The organism is Puia sp., assembly GCF_035546395.1.
In the GTDB taxonomy this organism is placed as follows: domain Bacteria; phylum Bacteroidota; class Bacteroidia; order Chitinophagales; family Chitinophagaceae; genus Puia.
The window spans coordinates 1-19629 of record NZ_DASZXR010000010.1 but is presented as its reverse complement, the minus strand read 5'-3'; the positions used below and the strand labels follow the sequence as shown (position 1 = coordinate 19629).

The window sequence follows — 19629 nt, the reverse complement described above, 5'->3', positions numbered from 1 at the left end:
CGCGTCGGTACGATCTCGGCTTCCCGAGTAATCCCCTACTTTTAAACCATTGTTGGAATTGCCATCGACGGACTAGATCCATGGCAGCCAGGTTAACTATAAACAACGGTTTGTATGAATAACTTCCATTCAGGGTGGTACCTGGTGTATACGAGGCCTTGCCATGAGAAAACGTATTACAATCGATTGAAGGAATCGAAGATCATGGCGTTCCTGCCTACGCGAAAAGTGCTCAGGGTCTGGCATGACCGGAAAAAATATGTCGATGATCCGTTATTCCCGTCTTATGTCTTTATTTATCTGAAGGACCGTCAGGACTACTATGACGGAATGGATGCCGAAGGATATTTATACTATGTAAAATGTGGCAGGGAAATTGCCAGGGTGCAGGATTCCGTAGTAAAGAATATCGAACTGCTAACGGGGCTGGACAGGGGATTGGAGGTTTCCACCGATCGATTCGAGCCGGGCATAAGATGTGTTATCAGCCAGGGAGCGCTTACCGGCGTTTGCTGTGAACTGATCGAATATAACGGAGCCCGGAGGGTGCTTGTCCGGGTTGACCTGCTTCAGCGGAATCTCTTGGTCACTCTCAGTCCCGAGTGTTTGATGGTCCAGGGAGCGTCTGCGGTTCACAATCCGAGCGTCCGGAGAAATGCCTCCCTGTAGTTACTGCCGATGGGGATCCCGGTCTTTCTGACGAAGACGCGGTTACCTTCAATGTGCGATATTTTCGATCTGTTCACAATAAAGGACCTGTGAATTTTGCTGAAAAGGTGAACCGGAAGCATCTTTTCAATACCTGACAGCGGCATCGCCGGCCTGATGTCCATGGTTTCCGTAATTACTTTTGTATAGTTTCCGCTGGCTTCCGCGTAGAGAAGATCGGACAATGGGATTTGAAAGATCCGGCCTTCGGTTCTGAGAAAGATGAAGTCGCCGACGGTCTCGCGTGCGGGAGGTGGCGGCGCTGTACCGGTGGGTTCCAATCGTTCGAGTGCTTTATCTACGGCTACGATAAAACGTTCCAGGGAGAATGGTTTAAGCAGATAGTCGCAGGCGGAAAGATCGAAGGCATTCAATGCATACTCTTTGAAGGCCGTTGTAAAGATCACCTGCGGTTTCGATCTCAACGTCTTTAAGAAATTGAGGCCATCCAGAACGGGCAGGTTGATATCGAGGAACATAATGGCGATGTCCTGTTCCTGCATAGCCTGCTTGGCTTCGAGCGCATTCCCACATTCCGAAGCAATATGCAACGCGGGAAGATAGCTACAGTAGTTCCGGATAATCGCCCTTGCGATCGGTTCGTCGTCGACAATCAGGCAATTGTAGGTTTTCATCTGACGGGGAGTTGAAGTTCAACAATGTAGTAATTATTTTCCACATAATTATGCAGCCGGTATTCAGAGGGGTATAGCAATTCGAGCCTTTTGACGGTATTGGCCAGGCCGACACCTGACTGCCGGTGGGGGATGGAAGGGTAATGATCATGCTGCTGAAAGCTGTTCCTGACGGTATAGTGTATCCTTTCCCGGGAGATATGAAGATCGATATCTATCGTGACCGTTCCATTCAAGGTGTTCTTGCCGTGTTTAAATGCATTTTCGAGAAATACGATCAACAGCATGGGTGCAATGAACATCTGGCTATCGCATGGAACATCGAAACGATGGGATAAGATCAGGTTTGCGCCCATGCGGATCTTCTCCAGTTCGATATAATTAGAAATATAACCGATCTCGTCCCGGAGGGGGACAAATGCTTTGCGAGTATCATAAACCGAGTAGCGGAGCAGGTCGGACAATTTGAGCAAGAGGCCCGGAATTACCTCATGCCGGGTTAAGGAGAGCCCGTAGAGGTTATTTAGGGTATTGAACAGGAAATGGGGGCTGAGTTGGGAGATCAGCAATTCCAGCTCGCTTTGCTTTTGTTGCTGAGCAATGAGCGCATCGGTCATCTGGCGCAAAAGGGTGACCCGGGTGATCGTCACGAAGATGCCGAGGAACATAAACAGCAGCACCAGGGGAATGGAGGCAGCGAGGAAATTCCAGAAGGAGACCTTGTTGCCGGAGAAAAGGACGCTTGCCCCCTTGGCCCCGATGGTGGCCAGGAGCAATACAAGGAGGAGGAATACGGGGAGGAACCTCAGGATCTTTTTTTTAAGGATCCATTTCTTACAAGCCCAGCGGCCGGAGTACGTGGTGGCGAGGAGAAAACCACAGAGGACGATGCCGTTCGTGTCGAAGTTGAAATTGCGGCCCCTGAAAAAGGCGGGAATCGTAAAAACGATGATAAAGACCAGGCAAAAGCAGACATGCGCCGCCGTCCGGGCCGCGAATAAATTAAAGATCCATTTTTCCAGGCGCTTCATTCCGGAATGAATTTCTGAAAACCGGCGGCAACCGCCAAAAATATCGCCGGGAAATTTGCATTCCGGCAGGGAATGCATTAATCATTGGTTCTCATCTGTTGCCGGATTCCGGTCGTGATGAAGCCGGGAGAAACCATGTCCAAAATGCAGGATCCCGTTTCGGATGACCGGAACTTTACAGGGGCGGTTCCGTCTGTGCCGGGGGGCTGTATGCCCTGGATATTTCGCCGCTTAGGAATAAGTTCGCATTTTTGACTTTGGTGTCATACAAATCATCGTTATGAGTCTTATCGTCTCTTCCCTCAGCAAAACCTATGTCAACGGCGTTCAGGCGCTGAAAAATGTTTCGCTGGAAATTCCAAACGGCATGTTCGGTTTGTTAGGACCCAACGGTGCCGGTAAATCGTCTTTTATGCGGACGATCGCCACGTTGCAGGAGCCCGACAAGGGATCGATCCGGCTGGACGGCGTGGACGTGATCCGGGAGAAAATGGAAATGCGGCGGAAGATGGGCTATTTGCCGCAGGAGTTTGGCGTGTACCCGAGGGTAACCGCGGAAGAGATGCTTGATCATACAGCCGTTTTGAAGGGTATTGGCCGTTCAGGGGAACGGAAAAGGTTGGTGCGGGAGTTGTTGGAAAAGGTGAATTTGATCGAGTTCCGGAAAAGGACGCTGGCTTCGTATTCGGGTGGAATGAAGCAGCGGTTCGGGATTGCTCAGGCCCTGATCGGGGCTCCGCGGCTGATCATCGTGGACGAGCCGACCGCCGGGTTGGATCCGGCTGAACGCAACCGTTTTTACAACCTGTTGGCCCAGGTGGGTCAGGATACCATCGTCATTCTTTCCACTCACATTGTAGACGACGTCAGCGCACTTTGTACGGCGTTCGCCATTTTGGACAATGGGGAGATCGTGCATACGGGGAGCCCGGATGGGGCGGTGCGAGAGATGGAGGGCAGGGTATTTGCAAAATGGGCAAGCCATGAAGAGCTGGCCGCAGTTTCCGCAAAGCACCGGGTGCTTTACACGCAATTGAGATCCGGCCAATTGTGGATCCGAATCTGTAGCACCGGTGACCCGGGCGATGGATTTTCATCGGTGGCGCCGGTGCTGGAAGATGTATATTTCAACAGCCTTGCGGGCTCCGGTAAAAGATAACCGCCATATTCTTTATTCAAAATACGTCGATGCTTACCAAGATCTTCCTGTTTGAATTAAGGTATAAAGCCCGGCAGCCGATCGTGTATATTTACCTGCTGGGGCCGTCATTGCTGACGCTATTGGCGTTTGCCGGCGGCCTGGTTGCGGCCGGCGATGGGCAATTTTACAATGCGCCTGCGGTGATCGAACGATTTTCGGCAATGATCAGCATCCTGCTTCTTCTGCCCGTATCATTCCTGATGGGGTTATCCTTATACCGGGATATCGAATATCATACAAGGGAGTATTACCTAAGCTATCCCATTTCGGAACGCGATTATTTTTGGGGCCGTTTTCTTGGATCCTTCTTTTTCGTGGCCTTGTCGGGACTGCTGATCCTGTTGGGGATCTTTATCGGAACCAGGGTCGGGGCGAATACGGGGTGGACACCGGTTGAGAGACTGGGACCGGACGGCGGCGCCCGGTATCTCGGTGCATTTGCAACGATTCTGCTGCCTGACTTCTTTTTTCCTGCCTGTCTTTTCTTCGGACTGGTGGCCGTCAGCAGGAGCATCCGGGTGATCTATAGCGGCGCTGTCATCCTTTTGCTGGCTTATCTGGCTGCCAGGGTCTATTTCGATTTCACGAATAATACCGTCTTCTCCCAGTTGGCGGACCCCTTCGCGTTCAATTCTGTCAGGCTTATTACCGGGAGCTATCCCCCGGCAACGAGGAATTCCGCCGTTCTGCCATTCAGCGGGTTATTCCTGGTAAACAGGCTGATATGGACGGTGATTGGTGTGCTGATCCTGTTCTATACTTATTCGCGGTTCAGCTTCGGCCGGTTCCTCGTTCCCGCAAGGGAGCGAAAGAAGCCTGGCGGAAAGGGGGACCGGCTCATCGGAGAGGCGATAAAAATGCCCTTCATTTTACCCCGATTCGGGCGGAAATATATTTTGCGGTGTATGAAGACCCTCGTCCGGGTGGAAATAAAGAACTTCAGCCGGGACATTTTTTTCAGGATCATTCTGGCGGCATACCTACTGTTCCTGGTCTTCTTTTTTTGGTTGGGCGCGGAGAATTACCAGGTCAGGGATCTGCCGAGGACCGTTGCGCTGATCAATTCCTTCAAGAACGATATTTTCCCCTATCTCTTCCTTGTCCTGATCTTCTATGCCGGGGAATCGGTGCATCGCGAGAGATCGGCGCGTTTTGCCGTGATCAGTGATACCTTTCCGCCACCGGACTGGGTTATTTACGGTTCGAAGGCCATTGCCCTTTTCCTCCTCGGCGCGTTTCTGATCCTGGTACCCGGAGTGGTCATTTTCCTTGTGCAGTGGGCGAAGGATTACCTGGAGTTCAATGCGGGGTTAATGGCAGACGCCTATTTTACGCTGCTGTTGCCGGGGGTCTTCCAGATGGCGATGCTTTCGTTGATGGTCCATGTCCTGATCAACAATAAATTTGCGGCGCATGCGGCGGGGATACTGGCCTGGTTCACGGCCACTTCCTTCCTGCCAGGGAGTATGGAAATAAATTATCACCTTTTGCTATTTTCCGTCACGCCCTTTTTCAATTATTCGGACATGGAGGGACAGGGGCATATGGCGGCCGGGGTGCATTGGTTCACCGTCTATTGGTCGTTGGGCGGAGGTATCTTGTTATGGTTGGGGTATCTGGTATACGGGAGAGGGGTCATTCTATCGATGGGAGACCGGATCCGCCAGCTGCGCGGGCGCATCCGGGCAGGAAGTGTCTTGCTGGCCGCGGTGCTTGTGGTATTGTTTCTTGGCTGTGGCGGATATATCTACTATAATGTGAGCTATCTGAACAATTATCTTACGGACAAGGAAGAGGAGGGACGAATGGCGGAGTATGAAAAGAAAATGTCGGCATATGCGCAAATGCCGGTCCCGACGCTTTCCCGTTTGAAAATGGATGTGGATATTTTTCCAGGCGGGCATTCGATGCAGGCAAGTGGCCATATCACCTTTGTCAATACGACCGTTAGCCGTATCGACAGTATATTGCTGGACGGAGACCGTTTCACGGACTATCGGGTCTCACGAGGCGGAGCCGCCGTCGGGTATACGTCGCCGCTACTTTTTCCAAGGGGAAGTTATGATTTTCTGAGGCCGGCCTTCGATACGAGCAGGTGCCGGGTCTATCATTTAACCCAGCCCCTCCAGCCGGGCGATTCCATCGATCTGGAGCTATGGGTATCGACGCAGTACCGGGGCTTCTGCAACGATCTGTATGGCACGGACATCCTGCATAACGGGACATATTTGCAAGGGATCATTCCTGTTACCGGTTATGACCCCGGCAGGCAGTTGACGGAAAGTGCGGAAAGAAAGGAATTCGGGCTTGCCCCGATGGCAATCATCCGTCCGGCTGTGCAGGCTTCTCCTTTGTCGATGGACATTACGGTGAGCACGGTTTCGGACCAGGTGGCGTTGGCGCCGGGCCGGGTGTCGAGGGAGTGGAGCAGGGGGGGCCGGCGATATGCCGAGTACAAATGGGAATCCACGGTACCCGCTCCCTATGCAGTGCTTTCCGCCGCCTACGATGAAGAAAAAGACAGCGTTGTCCTGTCATCGGGAAGAACGATCGGCATCGGGATATACCATGTTGGCCGACAGGATCAAAATACGCGGAGATTGACAGCCGCCTTGCGGGATGGGCTAAAGTACTATTCTGCGAGTTTTGGAGATTACCCGGCGGCGAAGATCAGGCTTGCCGAAACATCCAATTACGGACCGTACTCAGCCGTTTATCCCGGGCTGATCACCGATGCGGAATATTATGCATGGAATGCCGATCTGCGAAATGGGATAAGACCGGATGGCCCGGCGGATTATTGTTATTTCTATACAGCGAGGCAGTTGGCCGGCCAGTGGTGGCGATTCGGTTACCGGCCTGAAGCGATGAAGGAGGGGTCTGCCGTTGCGGAGGGGTTGTCGACCTATTGTGCGCTTGTCCTGTATGACAGGAGATACGGTTCCTACTACGGAAGAGCTCTAAGGGAGCAGGAGCTCTCCGACTATGCTATCGCGAGCAGCAGAGACAATCAGGAGCCATTGTTGTCCTCTACCAGGCGATATGACCAGGAGATCAAGGCGGGTTTCCTGTTGTACGGGTTAAAGGAGCTGATCGGTGAGGATAGTATCAATACCGCTTTGCGCGAATTCGCCGATTCCTGCGACCCCCGGAGGCCATTGAAGGGCAGGGCCGGTTTTGTTCTTTACGGCTGTTTGCAAAAGCATGTTCCGGACTCATTTCAGTATTATTTGAGGGACGGCTGGCGCCGGGTGACAAGATACGATAACCGGATCATATCGGCGACGGTGGTACCGTCGGCAAGTTCGGGAAAATATGTTCTGACGATGGAAGTAAGGACGGAGAAAATGGTTATGGATGACCGTGACCTGGAAATTCCGGATCCAAACATGGAGGATCATATAGAAATAGGCGCCTTCGGACCCGACAGCGCCGATAAGGAAGGGCTGCGCCGGGAAAATGTCTTATTTCTAAAGAGAATGAAATTCGGGCCCGGCGTGCACAGGATAGAAATGATCCTGCCGGTGAAACCGGTAAGGGTTGCGATCGATCCTTATGCGAAACTTATCGACTTCGATCAGCGAGACAACAGCAGGAACATCTTCTGAACTGCTAAAATCTTTAAATTATTTTTTCGTACTACCCGAAGTCAGAAATAGTAGTCGCGCATGGTTGCTCTTTTTGTTTTCAATTATTTTACAGGCGCAACGGCAAATTCCAGCCATTCCAAGTATCTGTCCGAGGGTTAGTCCCCGCCGTTGAGAAGAGAGCATGTTACATGCTGTAGCGATAGCTCTATTCCATTCCCACGCCCCCGGGATATCTTCTTTCAATCATCAAATATTTTTTATTATGGAACAAGTACTTGTTTCTCAAAACTATGACGTGTACTCCCCCGAGGATCATGAGACCTGGAAGACCTTATGCAGGAGACAGCAGGAACGCAACAGCGGTGCGGTAAGCAAGGAATATCTGATCGGATTCAACAAGCTGCAGCTCAGCAAGGAGAGGGTTATCCGGATCGAGGAGACCAGCAGGAGACTGGAAGTCATTTCGGGATGGACACTGATCCCCGTAACAGGGCTCATTCCGACACGGGACTTCTTTTATATGCTTATCAACAAACAATATCCGGTGAATGTGTCGATCCGTAAGCCGCACGAGATCGATTTCAGCGAACAGCCGGATATCTTTCATGATGTGTGTGGTCATTTGCCGCTGCTGACCAATGACAAATTCATCAAATTCCTTACTGCGTATAGTATTATAGCCTTAAAATATGTAAATAACGACCGGGCTATAGATTTCCTCGGCCGTTTATACTGGTACACTTACGAGATGGGGATCATCAGGGAAGACGGGGAGTACCGGGCGTACGGCGGCGCGATCATTACTTCGGCAGAGGAGACATCCAATATCCTTAAGGAGGATGTGCCGAAGTACCCTTTCGAGGTCGGGCATATCTTCCGTACGCCATATAACCCTTATAAATTGCAATCGGAGTATTTTATCATCGATTCCTTTGATGACCTCTTCAACTGCCTGGAGCACCTCGAGGAAAAGCTTATCGAATACCTTTTGTTGCCCGAGCAGGATCTGATCCTGCGCAACTATCCATTGAACACCTATATCGGCAAAGGCTTCAATAATGTGATCGGGTTTTTGAACGATATCCAATACAAATTCCCCGATGCGGTGTCCTTCGTCGCCGGACAGCCTGACGAGGAGTTTTTCGACATAGAGAATCAGATCTCGAAATTCGATCTTTTCGTCAACCACGAGGTCAGGTTGACCGGTAAGGCCAAGAAGCAGGTAGTCAACAAGATCGGGCAATATAACCGGACCAAGGGCATCGTCAATGACATACTGGCGGAGTATCTGCGAAACGACGAGAATATCAACGTAAGGGGGGAGCATATCCTGATGACGGTCGGCGCCCAGGAAGCCTTTGCCGTCATTGTGTCCGCGATCTGCGACCGGGAAAAGGACGTTATCCTTGTCGAAGATCCCAGCTATATCGGGCTGAGCAGTTTTACGAAGGTGTTCGACTATGCCGTCTCGGGCGTCCCGATCGATGAAGAAGGCATCGATCTCAGGATCCTAAAGAACCGGATCATCGAGTTGAACAGGACGGGCAGGAAGGTAAAGCTACTCTATGTGATACCGGATTATCAGAATCCGTCGGGAGCCTGTATGCCGGTGGGGAACCGGCTCCGGCTTCTCGAACTGGCAAGGCAATACAATTTCCTGATCATCGAGGACAGTGTGTATAACAGCTTTACCTATGCTCAGAAAAAGAACCCGACGCTGAAGTCATTGGACAGGTATAACCGGGTGATCTATGTCGGGTCTTTCTCGAAATCCCTGTTCCCGGGTTTACGGGTAGGGCTTATTGCGGCCGATCAGCGGATCGAGAATGAAGATGGGGAAACGACGCTGTTGATTGACGAGATGGTAAAAGTGAAGGCCCAGCTGACCAACAATACGTCGGCCATAACCCAGGCGATAGTGGGAGGAGTCCTGCTGGAGCTGGGGTGCACATTGAGCGAATGGAACAAACCGAAATTCGAGAGTTATAAGCGGAAAAGGAATTTGATGATCGCCGGTTTACACGAGTATATAAAGCGATTCGAGAAAACCTGGGCAAAGGGCATTACATGGAATGAGCCGGACGGCGGCTTTTTCATCAAAATGTCGCTTCCCTTCAAGGTCGACAGCGAGGACGTATTCCGTTGTGCTGCGAAGCACCGTGTAATATTCTGCCCGATGCGGTATTTCTATCTTGGCGACGGGGGTGAGAACGAGATCCGGTTGACCTTTTCGAATCTATCACTGGAGAACATCGACCTGGGGTTGAGGCAGCTGGCAGCCTATCTGAAATCGAGGGTAGGCGGACAGCCGGATACCGCGGCGGCGTTGGAAAAAGAGGAGGCATTAGCAAATTAAAAAACACCGATATGAAACAGTCTGTCCTTGCCGATCACACCATTGATTACGTGGAAATATATACTCCCATGGCCAAGGCCCTTGCATACTGGCATACCGAGGCTTTGGGGTTCACCGCTGTCGCCTGTTCGGATCTCGAGTCCGGGCGGGCTGGGATCTCGTCCTATGTGATGGAAAGCGGAGACGCTACGGTGGTGCTGTCTTCAACCTATCCGATTGGCGCCGAAAGGGGGGATGCGGAAATAGCCGCGTTCGTTAGGGCCAACTATTGTGGGGTCAAACGGGTGGCTCTGCGTGTTCCTTCGGTGAAGCAAGCCTTCGAGAGGAGCATTTCCGGGGGGGCGATCCCGGTGAAATTTCCGACCCGGCTGGAGGACGAGACGGGGTTTATCGAGGAGGCAGCCGTAAAATTCTATGATCATTCCGAGATCGTCTTTAGCAACAGGGAATCCTACAATGGGGCATGGAAACCCGGTTACAGGCGGTTGAAGAGACCGCCCGGGGCCGGCAAGGTGCGTCTGCAAGCCATCGATCATATCGCCGGCGAAGTTCGGATCAACGAAAGCGGATATTGGACAAATTACCTGACGCAGGCCATCGGTACCCGTATGGTGCAGAGTATCGGCACCGGGGAGGATAATAAGACCGGGATGCTACTGAATATCAATCAATCTCCGGATAAGAAGCTTACGCTTGTCATTGCCGAGCCGGAGAACTACATGAGCAAATCCAAGGTTCAGAAGAATATCGAGACCTTTGGTCCCGGGATTCACCATCTCGCATTTGCAACGGATGATATGGTAGCCACCACGAGAGCTTTCCGGGAGAAGAATGTGGAATTCGTTCGATTTCCGGACTCCTATTATGCGTTGTTGCGTGATAACCCCGATCTCAGGGGGATCGACCTCGATAGTTTGCAGGAGGAAGGCATCCTGATCGACAAGGAACAGGACACCTACCTGTTGCAAAAGTTCATCAAGCCGATCAGTGACCGGCCGTTCTTTCTATATGAGATCGTACAGCGGGTGAACGGGTACTGCGGGTTCGCGCTAAACAATATCAATGTGCTGAAGAGGGCCGAGGAAATGGAGATCCAAAAAGTCTGAGAAATATCAATCGACTGAAATGCGAATACTTCGAATGCTGGCGTCACTTTTTCTGTTAAGCGCCTTTATCGCCATCCTGCAGTTACGGATCGGAATGTTGCCGCCGTTGGGCGGGTTCCTGAGTCCGTCGGTAGGTGTCTGGCAGAATGCAGAAAGGCGGCAGCTTTCGGGCGACAGAGCGATGAGGCTCCGCGGAGCGCATGCCGATATCTTTGTGCAATATGATTCCAATGCAGTGCCGCATATTTTTTCGGAGAGTGACTATGACCTTTTTTTTGCGCAGGGATATGTCACTGCCAGGGACAGGTTATGGCAGATGGACATGGAAGTGAGGACGGCTGCCGGCAGGTTATCCGAAGTACTTGGCCGCGGGGTGCTCGGCCGGGATATGTTCAAGAGGCGTATCGGACTTGCCTATGCGGCGCAGCGCGCCCTGGACTCCGTCATGGGCGATCCGGATACCCGAACGGCCCTGGAAGGCTATGCGGCGGGTGTCAATGCATATATCGACGGGCTCGGAGAGGCGGACTACCCGGTGGAGTTCAAGTTGTTCGGCTACAAGCCACAGCATTGGCGGCCTTTATACAGTCTGCTGGTGTTGAAATTAATGGCCGAGACACTGACGGGAGGCGAATCCGCATTCAAGATGACGAACGCATTGGAGATCCTGGGGCAGGGAAAGTTCAATGAGTTGTATTCACCATCTGCCAATCCGGAGCCTGTAATACCGGTGAACACCCCCTGGAACTTCAAGCCCGGGGAAAGGACGGCCGGCGCCGGCAGGAACGTTGCTGCCCTGCCGGCGATCGTAAGCGCAAAGCACTGGCCCGAGGGGATCGGAAGTAACAATTGGGCGGTGAATGGCAGCAAGACAGCGAGCGGGTACCCGTTACTGGCGAATGACCCTCACCTGTTGCTAACCCTGCCGTCCATCTGGTATCAAGTGCAGCTGCAGAGTCCCGGTGAAAATGTATATGGAGTTTCGATACCGGGGTTACCCTGTGTCGTGATCGGATACAATAGCAAGATCGCCTGGGGAGTGACCAATACATCCGCCGAAGTGATCGATTGGTACCGTGTGAAGTTCCGGGACGCGACGAAGAAGGAGTATCTGTATGACGGTGAATGGCGGGAGGTGGAGCGCCGGGTGGAGGAATTCACGCTCAGGGGAGGGCGGAAGGAATACGATACCGTTCTTTCTACCTGTCATGGACCGGTCGTTTATGATGGTGAAAGGCACTCCACCGATCAGTTGTCGGACCGGCCTGGTCCCCTGGATGGTTTGGCCATGCGATGGACGATGCACGAAATTTCCAATGAGTTGAAGACCTTTTACCTTCTCAACAGGGCCCGGAATTATGGAGACTACCGGAATGCCCTGACCTATTTCTGCTGTCCCGCCCAGAATTTCGTCTATGCGGACAATGACAACCAAATCGCCATCACTTCCGCTGGTCGGTTTCCCATCGGGTCGCGGGACCGGGTGCGCGTCCTGTTGGATGGAAGCCGGTCGGCAAATGACTGGAAGGGATGGATACCGGCGGATCGAACGCCTTATGTCCTTGATCCGCCGAGGAAGTTTGTCAGTTCGGCGAATCAATCGCTCACCGACTCCAGTTATCCCTATATCATTGCCGGTCTATTCGAACCCAATGACAGGGCGAGGAGGATCAATATGCGCCTCTCGGGCATGTCGGCCATCAACGTTGACAGTTTTCGCCTGCTACAAGCCGATAGTTACAGCGAACTTGCTTCCGAAGTGCTGCCGCAGATGTTAAAAGAACTTGACAGCACCCGCATCCCCGGGGACAAGCTGGTGTTACAGGAACTGCGGGGTTGGGACCTCGAGTACAAACGCCATTCGATCGGAGCGACTGTTTTTACGGCATGGTGGGATGAGTTATACCGGGAAATCTGGTCGGATGATCTTGAGGCGGATGGCAAGATACCGCTGCCCTGGCCCGATAATCAAAAGACTGCGGCATTGATCCTGCGAGATCCCGGCTCCGGTTGGATCGATGATAAGCGTACCGGACGAAGAGAGACGGCTACCGATGTGATCAACAGAGCTTACTCTACGGCCGTTGCCGGGCTACGGAAGAACCTGGGCGATATGGATAGCCGGTGGGAGTGGGGAAACAGCCGGCTATGCCTGATCGGTCACCCGAGCGGGATCCCCATGTTCGGCATCGGACCTTACAGTGTTGACGGAGCGCCCAATACAATCGATGCGGTTTCCGACCGCACGGGTCCATCCTGGCGGATGGTGGTCGAGTTGGGGCCTGTGGTCAGGGGATACGGCATTTTACCTGGGGGACAGTCGGGCAATCCTGGAAGCTATTATTACGATAACCTGTTCGAGGGCTGGCGGGATGGGCGGTTGAACGAACTGATCTTTCTGCCTTCCGGGAAACGGGGTGGGGCCGGAATTCTATCTACCCTTACAATCAAGCCAAAATAGATATGGTTTTTATCCTGGTCTTTGCCGGCTCGCTGCTGGCCAATTTCCTTATTCCTTTCTGGTGGTCGACAGTCCCGATAGCTATGGTCGGTGGATTTTGTTTTGGCAAAAGCGGGCGTTCGTCCTTTTTACAGGGTTTTCTTGGTAACGGACTTGTGTGGGGAGCGCTGATCTTTATCCGTTCGGTACGAAATGACCATATCCTGGCGACACGAATCGCCCGCCTGCTGCATCTTGGTCATTGGGGAGGGTTGATCCTGGTGTGTATGATCATCGGAGGTCTTCTGGCGGGTTTAGGCTCGCTGACCGGGTATTTGTTCCGGCAATCGCTGAATCGGCGGCAATCAATTATCAATCTAAAAACATAAACACCATGTACGTAAAAGAAATCAACGACGTGAAAGAAGTATTGTCCCGTCTCAAGGACGGAGGGATCGTAAGCGAGTGGGCGCTTCCCTATGAAAATTTGCTGACAAGGCTAACCGCTGCGATCTTTTTTGTGACTCCCGCCGGAAAGGAAGATGCGATGGAGCATATCGTGGCCGATCTGGAAAGTTTCGACAATTTCAGTTACCGGGTCAACCACGAAAGGAAATTGTCCGATCTGAGATTCCGGGTGACCTTCAGCGCGGAAGAAAAGGAGAAAAATGATAAGGCTTCGATGGAAACCACTACCACCAACTAGCAAGCGATCATTATGCAAACAGCCGAACCAACCGTGTCGCCGTACGCTTATGATGTGATCATAAGCGGTGGAGGTCTTGCCGGGTTATCGCTGGCCCGGCAGCTCACATTGACGATCCCGGCGATCAATATCCTCGTTCTGGAAAAGAACCGCTTCCCTGTGCGGGAGGCAGCATACAAGGTTGGGGAATCGACCGTTGAGATCGCCGGGTATTATTTCCGGGAGGTGTTACAGCTTTCGGGTTATCTGAAAAACGATCAATATGTCAAGGCGGGACTTCGATATTTCTTCAGGGAAGAGGGCAAGCAGTTTGGCGAATTTGCGGAGGTGGGGTTATCCAAATTCTCGCCGGTGGATTCCTACCAGATCGACAGGGGGAAATTTGAGAACGACCTTGCCTGGCTGAACCGGGTCAATGGGGTCAGGATCGTCGATGGAGTATCAGTGACGGATATCCAGCTCAGGGAGGGCGCCGGACACGAGGTAGTCTACCTCGATGCGGGGGGGGAAGAAGTGCATGTGACCTGCCGATGGGCGATCGACGCGACGGGAAGGAGATCGTTGCTGCAAAAAAAACTGGGATTTCGCAAGCAGGTCGACAGCAAGTGCAGCGCCGTCTGGTTCCGGGTGAAAGGAAGATTCGACGTCAGCGATCTCGTATCCGCGGACGACCGGGAGTGGCACCAGCGGGTGCCCCACCGGATCCGGTACTATTCGACGACGCATTTGATGGGGCCCGGATTCTGGATATGGATCATTCCACTCACCAACAACAATACCAGTATCGGCGTCGTGATAGACGAAAAGGTGCAATCATACAGCGATCTGAACACCCTTTCGAAGGCCGAGGCCTGGATCCGGCATCGGTACCCCGAGGTGGCCGATCATATGAGGTCCTTCGAGGTAATGGATTTTCTCGGGTTGAGGCATTACAGTTATTCGTCAAGAAAGATCATGTCCGAGCACCGGTGGGCTTGTACCGGGGAGGCAGCGGTGTTCCCGGACCCCTTTTACTCACCCGGATCGAACCTGATCGGCCTGACCAATATGGCAATAACCAGATTGATAGAGGACGACCTTTCCCTGGGAGTTGTGGATCGGGAGCGAGTGCAGTTCTATGATCAATTCATCATCTCTCAGAATGAATGGCTTATTGCGGATATTCAATCCTCGTATCCCTATTTTGGGAACCCCCAGGTGGAGTCGTTGAGCTATCTGTGGGATATCGTTGTCGGCTGGACGATTGCGGCACCCCAGATGTTCAATGCTATCTTCCTGGATGACAAGAAATTCATAAGGGTAAGGGAAGTGATCAATTCATTCAGCGTCTTAAGTCTCCGTATCCGGAAACTGTTTGTGGAGTGGTCGGGCAGATCGCGTGGGAGCTTCTCGTTCCGCTTTATCGATTACCTCGCGGTGCCCTTCATCAAAACGCTTTATGACCGGGTGTTGCGGCCCGGCAAAACTGCCGATGAGCTGGTGAGTGATTACCGGGAGGCCATGCGGTATATCGAGGATTTTGCGCAGGTGCTGTTCAGGATGATCCTGGAAGATTGCATGCCGGAGACACTAAGTCTTTTGCCGGACCCTTATTGGATCAATGTATGGGGCGTAAGCCTCGATCCCGGGAGGTGGGCAGAGGACAGGTTGTTCTCTCCCCGCACGGAGGTGAGGGGTCTGAAAGAGGTCGATGATCAATTGAGGGAGCTATACCGATTCGATACCCAAACCGGGAAGGACCAGGAGCAACCTGTGGACCGGCAGGTTCAATTCATTTAACCTTCGCTTGTGAAAATCAACGACACGTTAGAGCTTGTTCATGCGGCAAAGAAGCTGGGCATTGACATTTCGCTACAGGAGGACCAGTTGCAATTACGGGTGCCGGAAGGAATGGAGGTTGATGAAGGTCTGCTAAGCAGGATCAGGATCAGTAAGGAGTCGATCGTTCAATTTCTCAGGAATGAGCATTTCCAGCTGAAAAAGGACGACGACAGGCAGCTGCCGATACTCCGTCAAAAGGGGGGGGCGGGTCGATATCCATTGTCTTTTTCACAGGAGCGGTTATGGTTCGTAGACCAGAAGGAAGGCAGCAGGGCATACCATCTGCCTTCGGTGTTGCGGTTGAGGGGCCACCTGGAAAGAAATATACTGGAAGATTCCCTCAGAAAGCTGGTTGTGCGACACGAGATCCTGCGGACCGTAATCCGCCAGGAGAACGGGGTTCCCTACCAGGAGGTTATACCCGCCGATGATTGGCGGATGACGGTGACGGAGGTGCCGGCGGACCCCGGTGATCCGGCGTTGCTTGAACAGCGGATCATCGGCCTGATCGACGAACCGTTTCGCATGGCCGCAGATTATATGCTCCGATGCCGATTGATTTGTATCGGAGAGCAGGAGCATATTCTAGTGCTCGTGCTTCATCATATTGCTGCGGACGGATGGTCGGTCGGTATCCTGATCAATGAATTGACCAGCCTCTATTCGGCTGCCGTCACTGGCCGGCCGGCAGATCTGCAGCCTCTGCCCATTCAGTATCGGGATTACGCAGCCTGGCAAAGGGCCAGTTGTTCGGGCGAGGTTTTCGATGGCAAGGTTTTGTACTGGCGCCAGCAGTTGAAAGGAATGCCCGTCTTCCACCTTCCTCCGGAGCATCAACTGCCGGAGACGGCGGGGCAACCCGGAGGGATCGTGAGTGCGAGGGCCGAAGAGCATGTTACGAGCGCGCTGCAAATGCTGTCACGGCAGGAGCAGGTTACGCAGTATATGTTGTTGTTGAGTGTATTCAAAGTATTGCTGTTCCGGCATACAGGAGCGGAAGACATTGGTGTCGGGAGTTCGGTTGCCGGGAGGCAGCGGCATGAAACCGAACGAATTATTGGTTTTTTTTCCAATACACTTGTCATCAGGAGCAGTCTCCGGGCCGGGATGTGTTTCCGGGAATTGCTGCATCAGGTGAAGCAAACGACGCTAGATGCGTTGGAGAACCAGGAGGTACCGTTTGGAAAGATCGTAGAAGCTCTTGGTATCAGGCGGGAGGCGGGGCGAGCTCCCCTGTTCGGTATCATGTTCGTTCTGGAAAATGCGCCGGGAGGGGAGGGAACCCTTGTGCCGGGTCTTCGGATGGAGCCGGAGACTTTTGAAAAGATCGTGCCGAAATTCGATCTCACCATTGCCCTATCGGGTATCAACAGGGAGTTGACCATCGATATCGTTTATCGAAGGGAGCTTTATTCCCGTTATGCGATGGAGGGATTATTGAATCACTATATGAACCTGCTTGGACGGGTGTCAGGAGACCTTGACAAGGCGATTGATGAACTGGAACTGATGGACGAGACGGAACGGCGTCGACTGGCGGAGGTGTTCCCCGTGGGGGACTGGGAGACGGCGGCAGGCGAAAAGCGGTTCCGTAAATGGACCACGGTTGTGGGGAGGTGGAATGAGCAGGTCAGAAGGTCGCCTGAAGCAACTGCCCTCGTGTACGGAGATACGAGACTCAGCTACCGGGAGCTGAACAGGAGATCGAACCAGCTGGGCCGCTATCTTCGACGCAAGGGAGTTGGGAAGGACAGGTTGGTGCCGATGGTGCTCGAAGCGGGAATAGACAGCCTCATCGCAATCTGGGGCATCCTGAAAGCGGGCGGCGTCTACGTTCCGGTCGATCCCGCGAATCCGGCCGACCGGATGCAATACATCCTGGAAGATATCTGTCCTGGGGTGCTGATATGCAGCAGCCGGATGAGGGATGGGGTAGCGACTATCGTGGTCGGGCATCCACAACTGAATGACCTGCAGTTGATCGACTTGCACCTGGAGGATGCCGTCATCAGCCTCGAGAGCGATGCCGATATGGATATGGAACCGGGTGCAGAAGCCGGCGCCTATGTCATCTACACTTCCGGGTCGACGGGCAGACCGAAAGGAGTGTTGATCGACCATCGAAGCCTTTTGGATTATGCGGAGGGATTGGAACAAATGGCGAACACCGGAAAATGTCGTTCGTTCGCCCTGGTTTCGACGCTATCGGCCGACCTGGGAAACACATCGATCTATGGGGCCTTGTTGTCCGGCGCCGCTTTGCATCTGTTCCCGCAGGGCATGTTGAGCGATGCCCGGGCGCTGCGGGAATATTTTGAACGGGAACAGATCGAGTGTTTAAAGATCGTACCGTCCCATTGGGCGGCACTGAGCAGCGGGCATGATCTGCTGTTACCCAATAAATTATTGATCTTCGGCGGTGAGGCATTGAATGGCCATGTCGCCGAGATGATCGCCGCATCCGGCGGCAGTTGCAGCATCGTCAACCATTATGGTCCAACGGAGACCACCATTGGTAAATTATTGCATGTTGTCCGGACCGACCGGAGTCATTCCGGAAGAGTGCCTGTGGGTAAGCCGTTTCCGGGAACCAGGGTTTATGTTTTGAATGAAATGTCACGCCTTTGCCCGGTGGGGGCGCCGGGTGAATTATATATATCCGGTCCCGGGCTTGCCCGGGGATATATCAATCAGCCGGAGATGACCGGGGACCGGTTCGTAAACAACCCATACGGAAGCGGTGAATGGGCCTTATCCTATAAAACGGGGGACAGGGTACGGTGGCTGCCGGATGGCAGCATCGAGTATATCGGCAGGATGGACGATCAGGTGAAGATCCGCGGTTACCGGGTAGAGCCGGGAGAGATCGAATCCATGCTAAAGGAGTATGATCCGGCGCTGCGCCTGGTGGTGGCGGCCCGTCAAAGGGAGCACGGCGGACAGGAGTTGGTGGTCTACCTGGCGGGAAGCGATGTATTCGATGCGTCGGAAATGAAAGCGTATTTACGGATGCGGCTGCCGGAATATATGATCCCGGCACGGATCATCAGGGTGAAGGAACTGCCGCTGACCGGCAATGGGAAGCTGGATAGAATTGCATTGGCGGGCATAACGGAAGAAGGTGTCGATGCAGCCTCGTATGAGGAGCCACGAACGGAGGCAGAGATAAGGATGACGGCAATCTGGAAGACCCTGTTGGGACTGGAGCGGATAGGCCTGGAGGATGATTTTTTTCAGTCCGGCGGTCATTCGTTGCTTGCCATCCGGCTGATAACCGCAATGCGCGATCAACTGCAGATGGAGATATCCATCGGGGAATTATTCGATCATCCGACCATTTCTTCGCTGCTGGCATTTTGGTCGGGACGGGAACGCATGGTGCAGGAGCCGCTGACGCCGATAGCACGCACGACATCCAGGATGCCCCTTTCCTACAGCCAGGAGCGGCTGTGGTTCATCGACCGGCTGGAGGGAACCGTCGCCTACCATAATCCTATGGCCTTGCAGCTCCCTGGCGATATCGATCCGGCGGCAATGGAGCGGGCCTTCCAGGCGTTGATCCGCCGGCATGAGGTGCTGCGTACGATGATCGGCCAGGAGGCAGGGGTGCCCTATCAGTGGATAGCGGAAGACTATTCATGGGCACTGGGGATCATCGAGGGAGGAGGCTATGAAGAGGGCGGTGCCCCTCTCGAGGCGCTGCTTTTGTCACTCACCCGGCAGCCTTTCGATCTTGCCGTGGATTGTAAGCTAAGGGCTCAGCTGGTGACGCTGCAAAACGGTGGATGGATCCTATTGGTCGTGTTGCATCATATCGCTACCGATGGCTGGTCGAATACTATTCTCGTGAATGAATTAATGGAATTATACAATGCGGGGGTGGCGGGGCGGCCACCGGGTCTGCTGCCGTTGCCGTTGCAATATGCCGATTATGCCATCTGGCAGCGCAACCACCTGAAAGGGGAGGTGCTGGCCGGGAAGCTGGGCTACTGGAAGAGCCGGCTGACGGGGGTGCTGCCGCTGGAGCTGCCGACC

Annotated in this window: 12 protein-coding genes; 10 read left to right on the top strand and 2 right to left on the bottom strand. The window is 53.2% G+C overall.

Annotated features, from left to right (window positions below; all coding sequences use genetic code 11):
• The first annotated feature begins 114 nt into the window (after positions 1–114).
• Positions 115–669, top strand: a complete 555-nt coding sequence (locus VHE34_RS10045) for a UpxY family transcription antiterminator (RefSeq protein ID WP_325587334.1) — start codon at positions 115–117, stop codon at positions 667–669.
• On the opposite strand, the gene VHE34_RS10040 is transcribed toward VHE34_RS10045, so the two are convergent.
• A complete protein-coding gene (locus VHE34_RS10040) occupies positions 633–1343 on the bottom strand; it encodes a LytTR family DNA-binding domain-containing protein (protein ID WP_325587332.1) in 711 nt (236 codons plus the stop codon). The genes VHE34_RS10045 and VHE34_RS10040 overlap by 37 nt on opposite strands.
• Positions 1340–2374, bottom strand: a complete 1035-nt coding sequence (locus VHE34_RS10035) for a histidine kinase (protein ID WP_325587330.1) — start codon at positions 2372–2374, stop codon at positions 1340–1342. Before VHE34_RS10035 ends, VHE34_RS10040 begins: the two co-directional genes overlap by 4 nt.
• Positions 2375–2654: 280 nt before the next feature.
• On the opposite strand from VHE34_RS10035, the gene VHE34_RS10030 reads away from it, so the two are divergent.
• The 9 genes from VHE34_RS10030 to VHE34_RS09990 all read left to right on the top strand — a co-directional run.
• Positions 2655–3533, top strand: coding sequence for an ABC transporter ATP-binding protein (locus VHE34_RS10030; RefSeq protein WP_325587328.1), 879 nt, complete (start codon positions 2655–2657; stop codon positions 3531–3533).
• A 29-nt stretch (positions 3534–3562) separates the two neighbouring features.
• Complete coding sequence (locus tag VHE34_RS10025) at positions 3563–7183, top strand: hypothetical protein (RefSeq protein WP_325587326.1); 3621 nt, start codon at positions 3563–3565, stop codon at positions 7181–7183.
• A gap of 244 nt (positions 7184–7427) precedes the next feature.
• Positions 7428–9521: an aminotransferase class I/II-fold pyridoxal phosphate-dependent enzyme gene (locus VHE34_RS10020; RefSeq protein WP_325587324.1), complete on the top strand. Its 2094-nt coding sequence runs from the start codon at positions 7428–7430 to the stop codon at positions 9519–9521.
• Between the two features lie 11 nt (positions 9522–9532).
• Positions 9533–10627 (top strand): VOC family protein, encoded by a 1095-nt coding sequence (locus VHE34_RS10015; RefSeq protein ID WP_325587322.1) that lies wholly within the window; start codon positions 9533–9535, stop codon positions 10625–10627.
• Between the two features lie 19 nt (positions 10628–10646).
• Positions 10647–13088: a penicillin acylase family protein gene (locus tag VHE34_RS10010; RefSeq protein WP_325587320.1), complete on the top strand. Its 2442-nt coding sequence runs from the start codon at positions 10647–10649 to the stop codon at positions 13086–13088.
• Between the two features lie 2 nt (positions 13089–13090).
• Entirely contained in the window at positions 13091–13456 is a 366-nt protein-coding gene (locus tag VHE34_RS10005; protein ID WP_325587318.1) for a hypothetical protein, read from the top strand.
• Between the two features lie 5 nt (positions 13457–13461).
• Entirely contained in the window at positions 13462–13773 is a 312-nt protein-coding gene (locus VHE34_RS10000) for a hypothetical protein (protein ID WP_325587316.1), read from the top strand.
• 12 nt (positions 13774–13785) lie between these two features.
• On the top strand, positions 13786–15552 hold the full coding sequence (locus VHE34_RS09995) for an NAD(P)/FAD-dependent oxidoreductase (protein WP_325587314.1): 1767 nt from the start codon (positions 13786–13788) through the stop codon (positions 15550–15552).
• 9 nt (positions 15553–15561) lie between these two features.
• A partial coding sequence (locus VHE34_RS09990) for an amino acid adenylation domain-containing protein (RefSeq protein WP_325587312.1) occupies positions 15562–19629 on the top strand: 4068 nt, incomplete at its 3' end.

Bases quoted from the DNA above. Each gene is read 5' to 3' on its own strand.
- VHE34_RS10000 (WP_325587316.1), top strand. From the start codon at position 13,462: ATGTACGTAAAAGAAATCAACGACGTGAAAGAAGTATTGTCCCGTCTC.
- VHE34_RS10005 (WP_325587318.1), top strand. From the start codon at position 13,091: ATGGTTTTTATCCTGGTCTTTGCCGGCTCGCTGCTGGCCAATTTCCTT.
- VHE34_RS10030 (WP_325587328.1), top strand. From the start codon at position 2,655: ATGAGTCTTATCGTCTCTTCCCTCAGCAAAACCTATGTCAACGGCGTT.
- VHE34_RS10010 (WP_325587320.1), top strand. From the start codon at position 10,647: ATGCGAATACTTCGAATGCTGGCGTCACTTTTTCTGTTAAGCGCCTTT.
- VHE34_RS10020 (WP_325587324.1), top strand. From the start codon at position 7,428: ATGGAACAAGTACTTGTTTCTCAAAACTATGACGTGTACTCCCCCGAG.
- VHE34_RS10025 (WP_325587326.1), top strand. From the start codon at position 3,563: ATGCTTACCAAGATCTTCCTGTTTGAATTAAGGTATAAAGCCCGGCAG.
- VHE34_RS10040 (WP_325587332.1), bottom strand. From the start codon at position 1,343: ATGAAAACCTACAATTGCCTGATTGTCGACGACGAACCGATCGCAAGG.
- VHE34_RS09995 (WP_325587314.1), top strand. From the start codon at position 13,786: ATGCAAACAGCCGAACCAACCGTGTCGCCGTACGCTTATGATGTGATC.
- VHE34_RS10015 (WP_325587322.1), top strand. From the start codon at position 9,533: ATGAAACAGTCTGTCCTTGCCGATCACACCATTGATTACGTGGAAATA.
- VHE34_RS10035 (WP_325587330.1), bottom strand. From the start codon at position 2,374: ATGAAGCGCCTGGAAAAATGGATCTTTAATTTATTCGCGGCCCGGACG.
- VHE34_RS10045 (WP_325587334.1), top strand. From the start codon at position 115: ATGAATAACTTCCATTCAGGGTGGTACCTGGTGTATACGAGGCCTTGC.